At 70.8% G+C, this 16,983-nt stretch carries 14 protein-coding genes and 1 tRNA gene; 10 read left to right on the forward strand and 5 right to left on the reverse strand.

Annotation, left to right across the window (positions count from 1 at the left end):
* Window positions 1–18: 18 nt before the first annotated feature.
* From AB5J54_RS16535 to AB5J54_RS16545, 3 genes are all read right to left on the reverse strand, one after another.
* On the reverse strand, window positions 19–972 hold the full coding sequence (locus AB5J54_RS16535; RefSeq protein ID WP_369144677.1) for a cellulose-binding protein: 954 nt from the start codon (window positions 970–972) through the stop codon (window positions 19–21).
* 127 nt (window positions 973–1,099) lie between these two features.
* Window positions 1,100–3,655, reverse strand: a complete 2,556-nt coding sequence (locus tag AB5J54_RS16540) for an SUKH-4 family immunity protein (RefSeq protein WP_369144678.1) — start codon at window positions 3,653–3,655, stop codon at window positions 1,100–1,102.
* A 7-nt stretch (window positions 3,656–3,662) separates the two neighbouring features.
* The gene (locus tag AB5J54_RS16545; protein WP_369144679.1) at window positions 3,663–4,661 is read right to left on the reverse strand and encodes an SMI1/KNR4 family protein; all 999 of its coding nucleotides are present in this window, start codon (window positions 4,659–4,661) and stop codon (window positions 3,663–3,665) included.
* A gap of 272 nt (window positions 4,662–4,933) precedes the next feature.
* Here AB5J54_RS16545 and AB5J54_RS16550 point away from each other — a divergent pair, with 272 nt between their 5' ends.
* On the forward strand, window positions 4,934–5,446 hold the full coding sequence (locus tag AB5J54_RS16550; protein ID WP_369144680.1) for a YwqJ-related putative deaminase: 513 nt from the start codon (window positions 4,934–4,936) through the stop codon (window positions 5,444–5,446).
* Window positions 5,447–5,456: 10 nt separating this feature from the next.
* Window positions 5,457–5,957, forward strand: a complete 501-nt coding sequence (locus AB5J54_RS16555) for an SUKH-3 domain-containing protein (RefSeq protein ID WP_369144681.1) — start codon at window positions 5,457–5,459, stop codon at window positions 5,955–5,957.
* 16 nt (window positions 5,958–5,973) lie between these two features.
* On the opposite strand, the gene AB5J54_RS16560 is transcribed toward AB5J54_RS16555, so the two are convergent.
* Window positions 5,974–7,299 (reverse strand): sensor histidine kinase, encoded by a 1,326-nt coding sequence (locus tag AB5J54_RS16560; RefSeq protein WP_369144682.1) that lies wholly within the window; start codon window positions 7,297–7,299, stop codon window positions 5,974–5,976.
* A gap of 115 nt (window positions 7,300–7,414) precedes the next feature.
* On the opposite strand from AB5J54_RS16560, the gene AB5J54_RS16565 reads away from it, so the two are divergent.
* From AB5J54_RS16565 to AB5J54_RS16600, 8 genes are all read left to right on the forward strand, one after another.
* Window positions 7,415–8,275, forward strand: a complete 861-nt coding sequence (locus AB5J54_RS16565; protein WP_369144683.1) for a hypothetical protein — start codon at window positions 7,415–7,417, stop codon at window positions 8,273–8,275.
* Between the two features lie 13 nt (window positions 8,276–8,288).
* A tRNA-Gln gene (locus AB5J54_RS16570) sits at window positions 8,289–8,363 on the forward strand.
* A gap of 108 nt (window positions 8,364–8,471) precedes the next feature.
* Window positions 8,472–9,920 (forward strand): bifunctional UDP-N-acetylglucosamine diphosphorylase/glucosamine-1-phosphate N-acetyltransferase GlmU, encoded by a 1,449-nt coding sequence (gene glmU / locus AB5J54_RS16575; protein ID WP_369144684.1) that lies wholly within the window; start codon window positions 8,472–8,474, stop codon window positions 9,918–9,920.
* Between the two features lie 121 nt (window positions 9,921–10,041).
* On the forward strand, window positions 10,042–11,016 hold the full coding sequence (locus AB5J54_RS16580) for a ribose-phosphate diphosphokinase (RefSeq protein ID WP_351188843.1): 975 nt from the start codon (window positions 10,042–10,044) through the stop codon (window positions 11,014–11,016).
* Between the two features lie 257 nt (window positions 11,017–11,273).
* Entirely contained in the window at window positions 11,274–11,858 is a 585-nt protein-coding gene (locus AB5J54_RS16585) for a 50S ribosomal protein L25/general stress protein Ctc (RefSeq protein ID WP_369144685.1), read from the forward strand.
* A gap of 98 nt (window positions 11,859–11,956) precedes the next feature.
* Window positions 11,957–12,553 (forward strand): aminoacyl-tRNA hydrolase, encoded by a 597-nt coding sequence (gene pth, locus AB5J54_RS16590; protein ID WP_369144686.1) that lies wholly within the window; start codon window positions 11,957–11,959, stop codon window positions 12,551–12,553.
* Window positions 12,554–12,593: 40 nt separating this feature from the next.
* Window positions 12,594–13,037 (forward strand): hypothetical protein, encoded by a 444-nt coding sequence (locus AB5J54_RS16595; protein WP_369144687.1) that lies wholly within the window; start codon window positions 12,594–12,596, stop codon window positions 13,035–13,037.
* A gap of 162 nt (window positions 13,038–13,199) precedes the next feature.
* A complete protein-coding gene (locus AB5J54_RS16600; protein WP_369144688.1) occupies window positions 13,200–14,027 on the forward strand; it encodes an LPXTG cell wall anchor domain-containing protein in 828 nt (275 codons plus the stop codon).
* 69 nt (window positions 14,028–14,096) lie between these two features.
* On the opposite strand, the gene ppc is transcribed toward AB5J54_RS16600, so the two are convergent.
* Window positions 14,097–16,826 carry a phosphoenolpyruvate carboxylase gene (gene ppc / locus AB5J54_RS16605; protein ID WP_369144689.1) on the reverse strand — a complete coding sequence of 910 codons (2,730 nt, stop codon included), beginning with the start codon at window positions 16,824–16,826 and terminating at the stop codon, window positions 14,097–14,099.
* Between the last annotated feature and the right edge of the window lie 157 nt (window positions 16,827–16,983).

Consider the following 16,983-nt stretch of genomic DNA (forward strand, 5'->3'; position numbering starts at 1 on the left):
CGGCACGGTCCGCACCGGCTAGGAGGGGTCGGCGTCGGTCCCCTGGGCCGGCTTCTCCTCCTGGCCCTCCGGGTCCTCCTCGCCCCCCGGGTCCTCCTCACCCTTCGGCTCCGGGGCGGTCGGACGGCCCGTCAGTGCGGCCAGCGAGTTGCGGATGTGCTCCATGTGGGAGTGGATCTCGTCCCGCGCCTCCCCGTGCTCCCGCAGCACCCGCTCCGTCTCCCGCTCGACCCGCTCCGCCTTCACCCCGGCCTCGGCGCGCAACTCCTCCGCGCGGGCCTCGGCGTCCTCCTGGCCGTGCCGGGCCCGCTCCTCCGTCTCGGCCAGCGCCCGCTGCGCCTCCGCGAGCCCCGCCTCCGCCACCGCGACCAGTTCCTCGTGGCGGGCGTCCAGGGCCACCGCCTCCGCCTCGGCCGTGCGCTCCGCCTCCTCCCGTACCGCCGTCTGCTCCGCGCGCTGCTCCGCCCGCAGGGCCTCCGCGCGCCGCACGGTCTCCTCGAACTCCTCCCGGGCCGCCGTCCGCGCGCCCTCCGCGTCCCGCCGCGCGATCGTCGACGTCTCCTCGGCCCGCCCGCGCGCCTCCTCCAGGGCCGCACGGGCCGCCGCGTCCGCCGCCGCCCGCACGCCCTCCGCGTACGCCGCGGCGGCCTCCGCCGCTTCCCGGGCCGCCTGCTCGGCGGCCTCCGCGAGGGCCTGGGCCTCCGCCTCGGCGGCCCGGACCAGCCGCTCGTCCTCCTGCTCGGCCAGCTCCAGGATCTTCTGCGCGGCCTCGCCGAGGACCTCGTACCGATGCGGAACGAGCTGCTTGACGGCCAGACGGAGCCCCGCGGCCTCCGCCTCCATCTCCTTCGCCAGGACCGTGAGCCGCGCCGCCCGCTCCCAGGCGGCGTCGCGCTCCTCGGAGAGCGCGGCGAGATGGCGGTCGACCTGCTCGGGCCGGTACCCGCGCCCCCGTCCGACGGCGAAACTCATCCCTGACGCCCCTTCCCATTGGCCTCGAACAACCAGGATGCGTCATCAGAACGGACAAAAGGCGCCCAACGTGCACGCACGTCGAGCGCCTTTCGTCACATTCGGTTCGGTTCTGCCTACAGAAGGACTACAGCAGACCGTCCCACATCTGCTCAAGGAGCACCGACCACCAGTTCTCCGGCGACGACAGCGCCGCCGGGTCCAGCATCGCCAACTGCGCCTGGAAATCGACCGTCCAACGGCCCGCCTGCTCCGGGTTCAACCCGAACCGCAGCCGCCACATCCGCCCGAGCAGCGCCATCGACCGCGTGAACTCCGGCAGCCCCGTGTTCACGAACTGCGGCGGCACCGACTGCCCGCCAGGACCGGCCTCCACCGGCACCGCCACGATGTGCGCGGTCCCGTACTGGACACAGACCGCCCGGCCGAAGTCCGAACCGAGCACCAGATACGAACTCGCGTCCGGCGCCGCCGGCACCTGCCGCTGCGCCGCCAGCTCCGCCAGCGTCGGCACCACCGGAATCGCCGGCTGCGCCCAGAAGAACGGCCCGAAGTCCGCCGGAAGCCCCGCCCACACCAGCGTGCGCGCCACGACCTCCGGCACACCCTGCCGGGACACCGCCCGCTGGTCGAAACGGAGGATCCCCGGACCGAACGCACCCGCCAGCTCCTGCGCGATCCCCTCCGGGGGAATCGGCGGCGCCGGCTGCACCTGCGGCAGCGGCGCCCGCACCGGAGCCGGACGCGCCGGCCCGTCCGCGACCTGATGCAACTCACCCTGATGGGTCAGGAGTTGCCGCATGCCCTGCTGACGGCCCGCGTGATCACGGCCGTACGGGGCGATGCTCGTGATCCGCGCCTGCGGCCACGTCTCCCGGATCATCCGCGCACAGTAACCACCCGGCAGCTCACAGGACTCCAGCTCCGTGTGGAGTTCCAGCACCTGCTGCGGCGGCACGTTCATCGCCCGCAGCTCGTGCAGGATCTGCCACTCCGGATGCGGAGTACCCGGCGCCGAACGCCGGATGATCTGCGCCTCGGAACCGTCCGGCGCCCGGTAACGCAGCACCGCCTGATAGCCGGGCCCGACCGTCGGCTGACCCGTCGGCTGCGGATAGCCGTACGCCGGCGGCACGGGCGCCCCGGGCACGGGACCCGGCGCGGGCGGCGGCGTGTGCCCGCCCACCGGCGGCGCCGGAGCGGGCGGAGGCGGCGGAGCCCCCGGACCACCCAGACCCCCCGGACCGGGATGCGCCAGCATCGTCGCCGCGTGCGCCACACCACCCGGAGGCGTACCGCCACCCGGCACACCCGGCGGCGGCGGGGGCGGCGGAGGCGCGCCCGGGCCACCCTGGTTCGGATGCGCCAGCATCGTCGCCGCGTGATGCACCGGCTGCGGCGGCGTCACGGGACCCGGTGCGGCCGGCGCGGGCGGCGGACCGGGCGGACCCGGCTGCGCCGACGGCTGCGGGCCGTCGGGCCCGAGCTGCGACACCAGCTGCGTCGGGATGTACGCGTTGGAGCCCTGCGAAGCACCCGGCACACCCGGGGCCCCCGGCGGCGGAGGCGGCGTCGGACCCCGCCCGGCCTTCGGCGGCAGCGCGGCCTTGCGCGTCGCGGCGTCCGCGATGTCCCCGGCACCCGGCGCCGAGGGCGCGGGCGGCGGAGGCGTACCCGGAACGGCCGGAGCCGGAGCCGGGGCCGGAGCCGGAGCCGGGGCCGGAGCCGGAGCCTGAGCCGGAGAAGGCTGGGGGGCGGGCGCCGGCGGCACCGCACCCGGGGCCGGTGCGGCCGGGTCGAGGCGAGGGGCGATCGCCGTCGGGGGCAGCGCACTGCCCCCCTTCATCAGCGCGGTCGGCGCGTCCGCGCCCACCACCGGCGGCGGGGTGTCCTCGTCGTCCGTCCCCGACAGCGGCGGAGCGAAGACGGTCGCGGGCAGCGGCACCGCCCCGTCCGCACCCCCGGAACTCGCATTGGCGTCCGCCCACGGGCTACTCGGCGCAGGGGCAGGGGCAGGAGCGGGAGCGGGAGCCGGAGCAGGGGTCGCGGGCTTCGCCGGTACGCCGTCCATCGCCGTCGGCTCGTACGCGTCGGCCTGCGGCGCCGGAACACGCTCGGCAGCCGCAACCGGCTCCGTAGCGGCCTCCGAAGAAGACGAAGCAGCAGAAGACGCAGAAGAAGAGGAAGAAGCAGAGGAAGCCGACGAAGCCACCGAAGCCGACGGCGTCACCGCCCCCACCCCGTCCGACGCGTCGTCCACCGACGCCGACGCACCCCCGCTCTCCTGCGAGGCGTGCGACTCCTCCCGCGGCAGACCGATCTTGTCCGCCGCATCCTGCAACCACTCCGGCGGACTCAACAGGAACGACGTCTGGTTCAGATCGATCCGCGCCGCCGGCACCGCCGCCTGCGCCGGAACCTCCTCCGTCGCCCCGTACTCCTCCTCGTACCGCCGGATCACCTCACCCACCGGCAACCCCGGCCACAACGTCGCCTCACCACTGCGCGCGATCACCAGACGCTGACGCCCGCCGTCCGACGTAGGACCACCCTCACGGTCCTCCGCCCACACCACGAACCCCAGCTCGAACTCCCGCACCCGCACCTCACGGTGCTGATACGACGGCAGGTCGCCGTTGATCCACTCCTCGGCGCGCTCCTGCGCCTGCGCGAACGTCACCACAGCCAGCTCACTCCCCCACCGGGACCACGGGAACGGCACGCGCGAAGCCGCCGTCCACCATCAGATTCGCCACCGTCTCCAGCTCCGGCGGATTACCCGCCAGACGCCCGAGGAACGCGTCGAAGTCCGCCCCACAGGGCAGCAACAGCCGCTCCACCCGCTCGTTCACCGTCCAGCCGGCCGCCACCTCGCCGGAATCCCGCGCATCGTCGTACGCGCAGAACCACACCGAACCGACCGCCGCACCCCGCACCTTCAGAGCGATCAGACCACCCTGGACGAACGCCACGCCCAGATAATCCTTCGTCAGATGGTCACGCAGACACTTGTTGACATAGACGAGGTCATTGACCCCCGCCTCCTCCCGCACCGTGAAGAACGGCTGGTCCACCAGAAGCCCCAGCTCCGCGTCGAGCGCCGCCCCCACCGGAGCACACCCGCCCGCCGCCTTCAGAAACGTCCGGTACGCCCCCGGCAGCCGGTAGCCGAGATCCTCCTCGACCCCCTGCAGCTGCTGCTCCGACACCGACACCAGACCCTTCGGCAGCCCGAAGTGCACCGGCCGCGTCTCCTGCAGCGGACGCGTCCCCCGCTTCGACTGGTCCACCGCAGCCGTCGCCACCCCGCCGTGATGACGCAACAGCGCCTTCACCTCGACCGGGACCAGCTCCATCCGCCGCGACCGCGCCACGTGATGCCACGTCCAGCCGTGCGGCGTCGCCACCGACGGAATCTGGTCCCACAGCTCATGCCCCGTCGCCGCCATCGCCGCGTTCGCCGACACGTAGTCCGTCAACCGCAGCTCGTCGACACCGAAACCCTCCGGCGGATCCGCGATCTCCGCCGCCGCACGCGCATACGGCGAGAAATCCGGAAAACCGTGCTCGTCCACCCGTACCCCTCTAGGGTGACGGGACGCACGCACCGGATCCGGAAAATGCACGACCTGCCCGGCGTAGGCCGCGTTCGGTGGCGCGGTGTCCTGCCCGAGCCGACCTGTCGTCATGGCGGTTGCCCCCTGCATGGCGTCACTGACTGCTGCTACCGGCTGATTCCGCACAGCCTGATTCCGCACAGCCTATGCGCTGCCACAAGAGCCCGAACCGGACCCGAACCGACGACCACCGACCGTGACCAACTGTCACGACGCCATGACAGCCACACCATGATTCCGACACACCGAAGCGCCGTTTCGCCGCCCCAGCTTCCCCATATGGCTCCCTATTTGGCAGGCTGTCCACGCAACTCGGGGGATTGCAGGAGGGGAAGACCAGCACCATGCACACAGCAACAACGCCCACACAGGGTGACCCACGCCTCAACTGGAGCAGCAGCGCCGAGGCCGGCCGCGCACCCTTACTGCATCACCGCCGCGACGGAATCCTCCCCACCGTAGGAGCCGCACTCTCCGTCCGCGGCGAAACCCTCACGTGCACCGCCGGCCGCGGCGACCGGCCCCCCGTCCTGCACGCCCTCGTCCAGGACTTCCTCGACACCCTCACCAGCAGCCAGCGGGAACGCTTCACCGGACGATGTCCCGAAGCGATCCTCCTCTCCCGGCACCTCACCGCCACCGAGAACGGCCGCTCCAAACGCGCCCAGCGCAAGCCACTCACCCACAGCGAGGCCCGCCGCTCCCTCAAGCACGCCAAGCTCACCGCCCGACGCATCCGCGAGGACGGCGACCCGCTCCACGGCAGCTACGCCGCACCCTGCCGCTCCTGCACGGCGATGCTCGCCCACTTCGGCGTCCGCACCGTCGACCCCACCACGCCTGTCGAGAACGGCTGACCGCACCCCCATGCCCGACCACCTCAGCACCACCCGCTTCCCGGTCAACGTCGACGCCGCCCTCCGCGAAGCCGGCTGGCAGCCCGGCCGCTGGGACATCAAGCTCGCCGAAGAATGGGCCGACACCCTGCGCGCCCACATCTCCCCCGCCGGCCACCGGCACAGCGTCTTCCCCGCCGCCGTCGAAGCCTGGGCCGAATTCGGCGGCCTCCGCATCACCGCACCCGGCCACGGCCGGCAGATAGCACCCGCCGCCGTCCGCTTCGACCCCCTCGCCGGACTCCACCTCTCCCGCACCCTCGCCGACCTCGGCCGCGCCCTCGACACCGAACTCGCCCCACTCGGCGAGGAGGGCGACCAGCAGGCCGTCCTCGCCATGGACATCGAAGGCCGCGTCTACAGCCTCGACCACGCGGGCGACTGGTACCTCGGCAAGGACATCGACGCCGCACTGTCGACCCTCATCACCGGCGCCCAGCCGACCCGCCTCACGGCGGGCCAGGACCGGTAGGCGAGGGCGGCAGAACCTACGACGCGGCACCCGTCGGCAGCACCGCCGACACCCTGAAACCACCCGCGTCCGTCGGCCCCGACACGAACACACCCCCCAGCCGCAGCACCCGCTCCCGCATGCCCACCAGACCGTTCCCGCCGCTCGGCAGCCCCACATCCGCCACCGCCGCGTCCGACGGCCCGTTCTCCACCTGCATCGCGACCTCCACGTCCCGATGCGCCAGACGCACCACGACCTTCGCACCCGCCGCATGCTTGTGGACGTTCGTCAACGCCTCCTGCACCACCCGGTACGCCGTCCGCTCCACCTCAGGGGCATACGGACGCGCCGCACCGATCACCAACAGCTCCACGGCCGCCCCCGCCAACCGCGACTGCTCGCACAACGCCTCCAGAGCGTCCAGACACGGCCCGTCATCCGCCGCCGCCTCCGCCGCCGCGGCCGCAGCCCGCCCCACAGCCGCCAGGGGCACAGCCGCCGGCGCCACCGGAGCGGCATGACCGGCCCCCTCCCGCAGCACCCCCAACATCTCCCGCAACTCCGTCAGAGCCTGCCGCCCCATATCCCCCACCAGGGCCGCGTTCCGCACCGCCTTCTGCGGATCCTTCAACGCCACCGCCTGCAACGCCGCCGCATGCACCACCATCAGCGACACCCGGTGCGCCACCACGTCATGCATCTCCCGGGCGATCCGCGTCCGCTCCTCCTGCCGCGCCCACTGCGCCCGCTGCTCCGCCCGGTCCGCCAGCAGCGACAGCTCCTGCTCCAGCGAGTCCGCCCGCTCACGCAGACTCTCCATGAGACGACGCCGGGCCCCTATGTAGAGGCCGAAGAGCACCGGCGGAGCGTTGAGCCCCAGCGTCATGAAGAGCGCCACGCTCGGCACGTACCAGCCACTCGGATCGATGTCCGGCGACCCCTGGTCGACCTGGGCGACGTCCTGCCGCATCCGCACGAACGTCACGACGAAGACCGCGAGCGTCGACATCCCGGCGAGAGCGGCCGTGATCCGCCGCGGCACCTCGGAGGCGGCGAGCGAGTACAGCCCGACGATCCCCATGAGGAAGCCCATCTCGGCCGGCGCCACGGCGATCGACACGAGCACGACGGCGATGGGCCAGCGGCGGCGGACGAGCAGCGTCGACCCCACGACCAGCCCGAACAGCACGCCCACGGGAACCGGCAGCGAGGCCTTGTCGGCGAAGCCGACGCCCTCGACGGCACACTCCAGCGCGGACACGAGCGCGAGCGCCACGTCGAGCACGGCGCTGCGCCGTCTCCCCCACCACCACCAAGTCCTGACGCCCTCGGCGTCCCGGTCTGCCCCCGTTGTGGTCATACCCACCACCCTACGGGTGGCCCCCCACGTCAACGCTGCACACACCAGTCCTTCGAACTAGTGAATCGCCCAGATTTTCGATCCGGACGTCCGCATTCCGGACGATGGTGTTCGTATGACAGCCGCCACCGGTAAGTACGCGGACTTCGAGAACCTGCGCGAGCAGGCGGTCGCCCTCCGCCGCGAGGGCCTCAGCCGCCGCCAGATCCGAGACCGCCTCCACGTCGACAACAACGACATCCTCAACCGCCTCCTCGAAGGAGAGCCCCCACCGGACTGGACGAAGCGCCCGAACGCGAAGGACGACCTGCGGGCGCGGGCGAGGGAGCTCCGCCTCCAGGGCTGGACCTACGACCGGATCCAGGTCGAGCTCGGCTGCTCGAAGAGCTCGATCTCCCTGTGGGTCCGGGACCTCCCGAAGCCGGAACGGAAGCGGACCCGGGAGGAAGCGTCGGAGATCGCGCGGCGAGGCTGGGAGCCGACCATGCGCCGGCGCGAGGATGAGCGCCAGAATCGGAAGAGCGCGGCCCGGGACGAGATCGGTTCCATGACCGAGAGGGAGCTGTTCCTCGTCGGCATCGGCCTGTACTGGGCCGAGGGATCAAAAAGCAAGTCCTACGAGCGCCGCGAGAAGGTCATCTTCGTCAACAGCGACCCGGGCATGATCGCGCTATACCTGGCCTGGCTCGATGCCCTACAGATCCCGCGCGAACAGCTCACCTTCCGCGTGATGATCCACGAGTCCGCCGACGTTGCCGGCGCGGAAGCGTACTGGGCGGACCTCGTCGGAGTACCCACCGAGCGACTGCAGAAGGCCACACTCAAGAGGCACAACCCGAAGACCGTACGCAAGAACGTCGAGGACGGATACCGGGGTTGCCTCGTTGTCCGAGTACTTCAAGGGGCCGACCTGTACCAGCGCATCGAAGGCTGGTGGTCCGGCTTGGTGGTGGAGGCAGGACGCCTCAACGCGTAGGCTGGCCCCGCACTCCCCCGTGGTGTAATCGGCAACACTATCCACTTTGGATGGATCATTTCAGGTTCGAGTCCTGGCGGGGGAGCCAGCCTCAGCTCGGGTCCTGACCGTCCAGGTCAGGACCCGCACTCATGTCCGGCCCCTTGCCCCCCGGTATCCTTCGTGGGTCCACCACCCAAAGCCGAAGGGCATTCCCGTGAGCGCCAACCGCCCGGCAGCCGTCGTCGTCCTCGCAGCGGGTGAGGGCACCCGCATGAAGTCGAAGACCCCCAAGGTCCTGCACGAGATCGCCGGGCGTTCGCTCGTCGGGCATGTCGTGTCCGCCGCCCGGGAGTTGGAGCCCGAGCACCTCGTCGTCGTCGTCGGGCACGCCCGGGAGCTCGTGAAGGAGCACCTCGACGCGTACTACGCCGGGACTCGGACCGCCGTCCAGGAGCAGCAGAACGGCACCGGGCATGCGGTGCGGATGGCGCTGGAGGAGCTCGTCGAGGTGCCCGAGGGGACCGTCGTGGTCGTCTGTGGCGACACTCCGCTGCTGTCCGGGGAGACGCTCAAGGCGCTCGCCGACACGCATGCCGCCGACCGTAACGCCGTGACCGTGCTGACCGCCGAGGTTCCGGACTCGACCGGGTACGGGCGGATCGTGCGGGACGCCGAGACCGGTGCCGTGACGGAGATCGTCGAGCACAAGGACGCCTCCGTCGAGCAGCTCGCGATCCGGGAGATCAACTCGGGCGTGTTCGCGTTCGACGGGAAGCTGCTGGCCGAGGCGCTGGGCCAGGTGCGTACGGACAACAGTCAGGGTGAGGAGTACCTCACCGATGTGCTGTCGATCCTGCGCGAGGCGGGTCACCGGGTCGGGGCGTCGCTCGCGGGTGATCATCGGGAGATCCTCGGGATCAACAACCGGGTGCAGCTGTCGGAGGCCCGTGCGCTGCTGAACCGGCGGCTGCTGGAGGCGGCCATGATGGCCGGCGTCACCGTCGTGGATCCGGCGTCGGTGTTCGTGGACGTCACGGTGACGTTCGAGGCCGATGCGGTGATCCTGCCGGGTACGCAGCTGCTGGGTGCGACGCACATCTCCGAGGACGCGGTGGTCGGCCCGAACACGCGCCTGACGGACGTCACCGTGGGCAAGGGTGCCCGGGTGGACAACACCGTGGCCTTCTCGGCCGTGATCGGTGAGAGTGCTTCCGTGGGGCCGTTCGCCTATCTCCGTCCCGGTACGAACCTCGGGAAGAAGTCGAAGGCCGGTACGTACGTCGAGATGAAGAACGCGACGATCGGCGAGGGGACGAAGGTCCCCCACCTGTCGTACGTGGGCGATGCGACGATCGGTGAGTACACGAACATCGGCGCGGCGAGCGTGTTCGTGAACTACGACGGTGAGGCGAAGCACCACACCACGATCGGCTCTCACTGCCGTACGGGTTCGGACAACATGTTTGTGGCTCCCATCACGATTGGGGACGGGGCTTACACCGCCGCGGGGTCCGTGATCACGAAGGATGTGCCGGCCGGTTCGCTGGCCGTGGCCCGGGGCCAGCAGCGGAATATCGAGGGTTGGGTGGCCCGGAAGCGGCCCGGCAGTGCTGCCGCGCAGGCCGCTCAGGTCGCCTCTGGGGAGTCCGCCGGCGAAAGCTGACCGGAAACGGGTGCGTCGAACTCGGCGTACCGTGATACGTGCACACAAATTCGGCTGGTTCGCACGCGCGCACGGGAGCGCGGGGGTCGCGGCCAGGGAACACGTCTGAGGAGACAGTGCTGTGACCGGGATCAAGACGACCGGCGAGAAGAAGCTGATGCTCTTCTCCGGCCGCGCCCACCCCGAGCTGGCCGAGGAGGTCGCACACCAGCTGGGTGTCGGCATCGTGCCGACCAAGGCGTTCGACTTCGCCAATGGCGAGATCTATGTCCGCTTCCAGGAGTCGGCGCGTGGCGCGGACTGCTTCCTGATCCAGAGCCACACGGCTCCGATCAACAAGTGGATCATGGAGCAGCTGATCATGATCGATGCTCTGAAGCGGGCTTCCGCCCGGAGCATCACCGTGATCATTCCGTCGTACGGCTATGCCCGTCAGGACAAGAAGCACCGTGGTCGTGAGCCGATCTCGGCGCGCCTGGTGGCGGACCTGCTGAAGACGGCGGGTGCGGACCGGATTCTGACCGTGGACCTGCACACGGACCAGATCCAGGGCTTCTTCGACGGTCCGGTGGACCACCTGTCGGCGCTGCCGGTGCTTGCGGACTACGTGGGTGCGAAGGTCGACCGCGAGAAGCTGACGATCGTGTCGCCGGACGCGGGTCGTGTGCGGGTCGCCGACCGCTGGTGCGACCGTCTGGACGCGCCGCTGGCGATCGTGCACAAGCGTCGTGACAAGGACGTCGCCAACCAGGTGACCGTGCACGAGGTCGTCGGTGACGTGAAGGGCCGTGTGTGTGTCCTGGTGGACGACATGGTCGACACGGGTGGCACGATCTGCGCCGCCGCGGACGCGCTGTTCGCGCACGGTGCGGAGGACGTCATCGTGACGGCTACGCACGGCATCCTGTCGGGTCCTGCGGCCGACCGCCTGAAGAACTCCAAGGTCAGCGAGTTCGTGTTCACGGACACGCTGCCGGTTCCGGGTGCTCTTGAGCTCGACAAGATCACGGTGCTGTCGATCGCGCCGACGATCGCGCGCGCGGTGCGTGAGGTGTTCGAGGACGGTTCGGTGACGAGCCTCTTCGAGGAGCACTGAGCCGCCCCGGCAGGTAGCTGAGAAGGGCCGTTTCCCCCGCTTGGGGGAGGCGGCCCTTTTCGGGCTGCCGTGGTGGTGGCCGTTGATCCATTTGGGCGGGGTTCGGGTGGCGGGTAGACTGCCGTAGTTGCTCGGCGAGGGAGGTCGTGACCGTAGTGGGTCGCGGCGGTCCGTTATCGACGCGCTCTTCGTAGCAGGCCATCGCCAGTCGTGGCCGGGTGACCACCTTTGTCGTCACCTTCTACGAGGAGTGCACCATGTCCGAGGTCAAGCTCGCCGCTGCCGTCCGTACCGAGTTCGGCAAGGGCGCCGCCCGTGCCATCCGCCGTGCCGCCCAGGTTCCGGCCGTCGTCTACGGCCACGGCTCGGAGCCGGCCCACATCACCCTTCCGGCCCACGACCTCGGCCTCGCCCTGCGTACGCCGAACGTCCTGCTCTCCCTGGACATCGACGGCAAGAACGAGCTGGCGATCCCGAAGGCCGTCCAGCGTGACGCCATCAAGGGCTTCCTGATCCACGTCGACCTGCTCCTCGTGAAGCGCGGCGAGAAGGTCACGGTCGAGATCCCGGTCCAGGCCGAGGGTGAGCTGGCCGCCGGTGGCAACCTGCTGGAGCACGTGCTCGGCACGCTGTCCGTCGAGGCCGAGGCCACCCACCTCCCCGAGGCCGTCACGGTCTCCGTGGAGGGCCTGGAGGCCGGTGCCTCCGTCCTCGCGAAGGACATCACCCTCCCGAAGGGCGCGACCCTGGTGACCGACGCCGACGCCGTCGTCCTGCAGGTCCTGGCCGCGCAGGCCGAGGAGCCGGCCGCCGAGGCCGAGGCCGAGGGCGCCGAGGCCTGAGCCGTAGGCTCTGCCTGACGTGACGGGGTGATGGGCCGTACGGGCCCGTCACCCCGTTTCTCTTGTACGGATACGCGGATACGAGGAGAGCTGCGCACATGACGGACGACGCGAACGCGCCCTGGCTGATCGTCGGTCTCGGCAACCCTGGGCCCGAGTACGCGGCCAACCGGCACAACATCGGTTTCATGGTCGTGGACCTGCTCGCGGACCGGATGCGTGGTTCGTTCAAGCGGGCGCAGAAGGCGCAGGCGCAGGTCGTCGAGGGCCGGATGGGGCCTCCGGGGCCTTCGAGCCGTCGGGTGGTCCTCGTGAAGCCGATGTCGTACATGAACCTCTCGGGCGGTCCGGTGACGGCGCTGCGCGATTTCTACAAGGTGCCGACGGCGCATGTCGTGGCGATCCATGACGAGCTGGACATCGACTACGGGGTGCTGCGGCTGAAGCTGGGTGGCGGCGACAACGGGCACAACGGGCTGAAGTCGATGACGAAGGCGATGGGTGCGGAGTATCACCGGGTGCGGTGCGGGATCGGGCGTCCGCCGGGTCGGATGCAGGTCGCGGACTTCGTCCTGAAGGATTTCTCGTCGACGGAGCGCAAGGACCTGGACTGGTTCGTGGACCGGGCGGCGGACTCGGTGGAGTGTCTGGTGGCGGAGGGCTTGGAGCGGGCCCAGTCGGCGTACAACTCCTGAGTCCTGGCGGTCGGGACGTACGACTGTACGATCGCGGGTCATGACGCACGTCCGTACCGCAGCCATGGCCCTGGTCGCCCTGCTCCTCGTCGTCGCGGGCGCCTGGGCCTCGTGGAATTCCGCCCAGCACGTCCTGTTGGCGAAGGGGCGTGAGCACGGGACGCTGACGGTGACCGACTGCACCGACGAGACGTGCAGCGGCCGTTTCGCTCCGGAGGATCCTTCGTCGACGCGGCGGACGCTGACGATCGCGCGTTCGGTGGCGGCGGAGAAGGGTGTGACGATCCCGGTGGTGGTGAAGCCGGGTACGGGCGAGGGTGTGCGGACGGGCTGGGGTGGTGGTCTGCACGCGTGGCTGCCGCTGGGCGGGGCGCTGTTGCTGGCGGCGCCGTTGGTCGGTGGGGGGATGCGTCTGACGCGGACGGCGTGGTCGTTGGCGGGGGTGGGCGGGGCGGTGCTCGTGGCGGCGTTCTTCGCGCTCTGAGGGGCAGTTGATGGGGCGGTTGTTCATGATCTGCCCGTTTAAGGCGGGATTCCTGGGGCAATCGTTATCGACCTCTGGCTTAAGCGTGGCTTAAAGGGATGGATAGGCTGCCCCAGCCACCTCCCACGGCATCCTCCTCATCCCACAGATGGACGACTGCACATGCGACGCTCCCTCATTCCCGCAGCCGCACTTGTCGCGGCCATGGCGGGCTCCCTCGCGCTGGCCCCGGTGGCCTCCGCCTCCGGCGGTCCCAAGGGCGACAACGGCACGGTCAAGATCCACGACTCGAAGACCGGCGAGGAGATCAAGGCCAACGAGCCGAAGGTCTGCGAGTTCTACCTCGACGCGTTCAACTTCGACGCCTCGCAGAAGGCGATCTGGCGCATCGAGGCCTGGGCGAACAACGACCAGGACAAGGGCACCGAGGTCAAGAACGGCGCCATCACCCTGGACGCCGACGGCCACGGCCGCACCGAGGACCTGAACCTCGACAACGGCCAGTACAAGCTGTTCTGGAACTTCGACGGCGAGAACGGCAAGGCCAAGCACAAGGTCTTCAAGGTCGACTGCGAGAAGGAGTCGACCGGCGGCACCACCGGCGAGCAGACCGCGGGCGGTTCCACGACCGGCGAGCAGACCACCGGCGGTTCCACCACGGGTGAGACCACCACGGGTGGCACCACCACCGGCGAGACCACCGCCACCGGCGGTTCCACCACGGGTGAGACCACCACGGGTGGCACCACCACCGGCGAGACCACCGCCACCGGCGGTTCCACCACGGGTGAGACCACCGCGGGCGGCTCCACCGGCGGTTCGGCCTCCGGCGAGACCGCCACCGGCGGTGCCGCGGGCGGCTCGGAGGAGGGCAACCTCGCCGAGACCGGCTCCAGCGCCCCGGTCGGCATCCTCGCCGCCGCCGCCCTGGCCCTCGCGGCCGCCGGCGCGGTCCTGGTGACCCGTCGTCGCAAGGCCACGCAGAACTGACGTACCCCGTCATGACGATGCCCCCGTGGAGGATTCCACGGGGGCATCGTCATGTGTGCGGAGGGACCGTCAGCCGGTGTTGCGCAGGCCCGCCGCCACGCCGTTCACCGTGAGGAGCAGGGCCCGTGCGAGCAGCGGGTCCGGGTCCTCGCCGCGCTCGGCGTCCGCGCGCTGGCGGGCGAGGAGCGCGACCTGGAGGTAGGAGATCGGGTCCAGGTAGGCGTCGCGGATGGCGAAGGTCTGCTGGAGGACGGGGTTGGAGTCGAGGAGCTTCTCGCCGCCGGTGACCTTGAGGACCTCGGCGACGGTCAGCGCGTGCTCGGCCTCGATGGTGTCGAAGACGTGCTTGAGCTCGTCGGGGACGAGGGTGTCGACGTAGTGGCGGGCGATCCGCAGGTCGGTCTTCGCGAGCGTCATCTCGACGTTGGAGAGGAAGTTCCGGAAGAAGCCCCAGCGCTCGTACATCTCGCCGAGGACCGCGTCGAGGCCGGCCTCGCGCAGGGCCTTGAGTCCGGAGCCGACGCCGAACCAGCCGGGCACGATCTGCCGGGACTGGGTCCAGCCGAACACCCAGGGGATGGCGCGGAGTCCGTCGAGGGAGACGCCGGAGCCGGGGCGGCGGGAGGGCCGTGAGCCCAGGTGCAGGTCGGCGAGCTGGTCGACGGGGGTGGAGGCGAGGAAGTACGCCGGCAGGCCGGGGTCCTCGACGAGCTTGCGGTACGCGGTGTGGGCGGCGTCCGAGACGGTGTCCATGGCCGCGTCCCAGCGGGCGAGGGCCTCGTCGGACTGGCGCGGCGCGGTGTGCAGGGCGGAGGCCTGCAGGGTGGCGGCGACGGTCAGTTCGAGGTTCTCCCGGGCGAGGGACGGGATGAGGTACTTGTCGGAGATGACCTCGCCCTGCTCGGTCACCTTGATCTCGCCCTCCAGGGTGCCCCAGGGCTGGGCGAGGATCGCGTCGTGCGAGGGGCCGCCGCCGCGGCCGACGGTGCCGCCGCGGCCGTGGAAGAGCCGCAGGCGGACGCCGTAGCGGTGGGCGACGTCGCGGAGCCTGCGCTGCGCGCGGTGGATCTCCCACTGGGAGGTGGTGATGCCGCCGAACTTGGAGGAGTCCGAGTAGCCGAGCATGACCTCCTGGACGTCGCCGCGGAGCGAGACGAGGCGCCGGTAGGAGGGGTCGGCGAGCATGTCGTCGAGGATGACGTCGGCGGCCTTGAGCTCGTCGGTGGTCTCCAGGAGCGGCACGATGCCGATCTTGGCCCAGCCGCCGTGCAGGTCGATCAGGCCGGCCTCGCGGGCGAGGACGGCGGCCGCGAAGACGTCGTCGGCGCCCTGGCACATCGAGATGATGTACGACTCGATGACCTCCGGGCCGAAGCGCTCGAAGGACTCCTTGACGGTGTGGAAGACGCCGAGGGTCTTCTCGCCGGCGGCGTCCAGCGGGGCCGGGGTGGGGGCGAGCGGGCGGCGCGAGCGCAGCTCCTTGGCGAGCAGCTTCTGCCGGTAGTCGCGGGGCATGTCCGCGTACCGCCAGGACTCCTCGCCGAGGCGGTCGAAGAGCTGGCCGAGGGCGTGGTGGTGGGCCTCGGCGTGCTCGCGGACGTCCATGGTGGCGAGCTGGAGGCCGAAGGCGGAGAGGGTGCGGATGACCCGGTCCATGCGGCCGTCGGCGAAGAGGGCGCCGCGGTGCTCGCGCAGCGAGGTCTGGATGAGGGTGAGGTCGCGGATGAGTTCGGCGGTGCCGAGGTAGTCGCGGCCGTCCTGGTGCGGGGTGCCGTGGGCGAGGCGCTCGCGGGTGTTGACGAGCTTCTGCCGGATGCAGGTGGCCTTGAGGCGGTACGGCTCCTCGGCGTTGAGGCGCTTGTAGCGGGGGCTGATCTCCGGGAGGAGTTCCAGGTCGCGCTGGAGGGAGTCCAGGAGTTCCTGGGTGGCTCCGGTGTAGCGGATGGAGTTGGAGAGCAGGCCGCGGAGGAAGTCGACGAGTTCGAGGGCGTCGGTGATGCCGTGCTCGTGCTGCAGGATCAGGATGTCCCAGGTCACCTGCGGGGTGACGTTGGGGTTGCCGTCGCGGTCGCCGCCGATCCAGGTGCCGAAGGTGAGGGGGCGGGTGCCGGCGGGCAGTTCGACGCCGACGCGCTCCAGTTCTGCGGCGAGGTCCTCCAGGACGTCGCCGACGGCGTTGGCGTGCAGCTCGTCGAGGTAGTAGATGGCGTTGCGGGCCTCGTCGGCGGGCTCGGGGCGAACCACCCGGAGTTCGTCGGTCTGCCAGATGAGGTCGATGTTCTCGGCGAGCCGGAGGTCGGTGCGGCGCCGCTCGGACTGGCTGACCGGGGTCTCCAGGAGGGCGGCGATCCGGCGGAGCTTGTTGAGGACGGAGCGGCGGGCGGCTTCGGTGGGGTGCGCGGTGAAGACGGGCCGTACGTTGAGGTTCTTGACGGTCTCGCGGACGTGCTCGGGGTCGCCGTCCTTGAGCATGTCGGCGGTGCGGGCGAGGAGGCCGCCCTCGGCGGCGCGCTTCTCGCGCATCTCGCGGCCGCGGTGGACCTGCTCGGTGACGTTCGCGAGGTGGAAGTAGGTGGAGAAGGCGCGCACGAGCTTGGCGGCCGTCTCGAGTTCGACGCCGCGGAGCAGCTCGGCGGCGGCCTCGCCGTCCTCGCGGGTGAGGCGGCGGACCTTCTCGACGAGGTCGAGGAGCTCGTGGCCTTCCTGGCGTACGAGGGTCTCGCCGAGGAGGTCGCCCAGTCGGCGGATGTCGGCGCGCAGCTCGGCGCTGGCGGTGGGGGTCTGGTCGGCACTGCTCACAGGTGCGGCTCCTTGCAGTGTTTGAGCACGTCTGGAGGGGTTCTGGAGGCTTGCGGACCGCGCTGTCCGACGCCCCCAGGATAGGTGTCCACATGGTGGGCGGCGGGCAGGCCCCTCTTTGTGCCCTCTTGCCGCGCGCCACGGCGCTGCCATACTT

The organism is Streptomyces sp. R44, from assembly GCF_041053105.1.
In the GTDB taxonomy this organism is placed as follows: domain Bacteria; phylum Actinomycetota; class Actinomycetes; order Streptomycetales; family Streptomycetaceae; genus Streptomyces.

What these genes read in the sequence shown, in the direction of transcription:
- AB5J54_RS16535 (WP_369144677.1), bottom strand. Translation starts at nt 972, where the DNA reads ATGAGTTTCGCCGTCGGACGGGGGCGCGGGTACCGGCCCGAGCAGGTC.
- AB5J54_RS16545 (WP_369144679.1), bottom strand. Translation starts at nt 4,661, where the DNA reads ATGACGACAGGTCGGCTCGGGCAGGACACCGCGCCACCGAACGCGGCC.
- AB5J54_RS16550 (WP_369144680.1), top strand. Translation starts at nt 4,934, where the DNA reads ATGCACACAGCAACAACGCCCACACAGGGTGACCCACGCCTCAACTGG.
- AB5J54_RS16555 (WP_369144681.1), top strand. Translation starts at nt 5,457, where the DNA reads ATGCCCGACCACCTCAGCACCACCCGCTTCCCGGTCAACGTCGACGCC.
- AB5J54_RS16560 (WP_369144682.1), bottom strand. Translation starts at nt 7,299, where the DNA reads ATGACCACAACGGGGGCAGACCGGGACGCCGAGGGCGTCAGGACTTGG.
- AB5J54_RS16565 (WP_369144683.1), top strand. Translation starts at nt 7,415, where the DNA reads ATGACAGCCGCCACCGGTAAGTACGCGGACTTCGAGAACCTGCGCGAG.
- AB5J54_RS16585 (WP_369144685.1), top strand. Translation starts at nt 11,274, where the DNA reads ATGTCCGAGGTCAAGCTCGCCGCTGCCGTCCGTACCGAGTTCGGCAAG.
- pth (WP_369144686.1), top strand. Translation starts at nt 11,957, where the DNA reads ATGACGGACGACGCGAACGCGCCCTGGCTGATCGTCGGTCTCGGCAAC.
- AB5J54_RS16595 (WP_369144687.1), top strand. Translation starts at nt 12,594, where the DNA reads ATGACGCACGTCCGTACCGCAGCCATGGCCCTGGTCGCCCTGCTCCTC.
- AB5J54_RS16600 (WP_369144688.1), top strand. Translation starts at nt 13,200, where the DNA reads ATGCGACGCTCCCTCATTCCCGCAGCCGCACTTGTCGCGGCCATGGCG.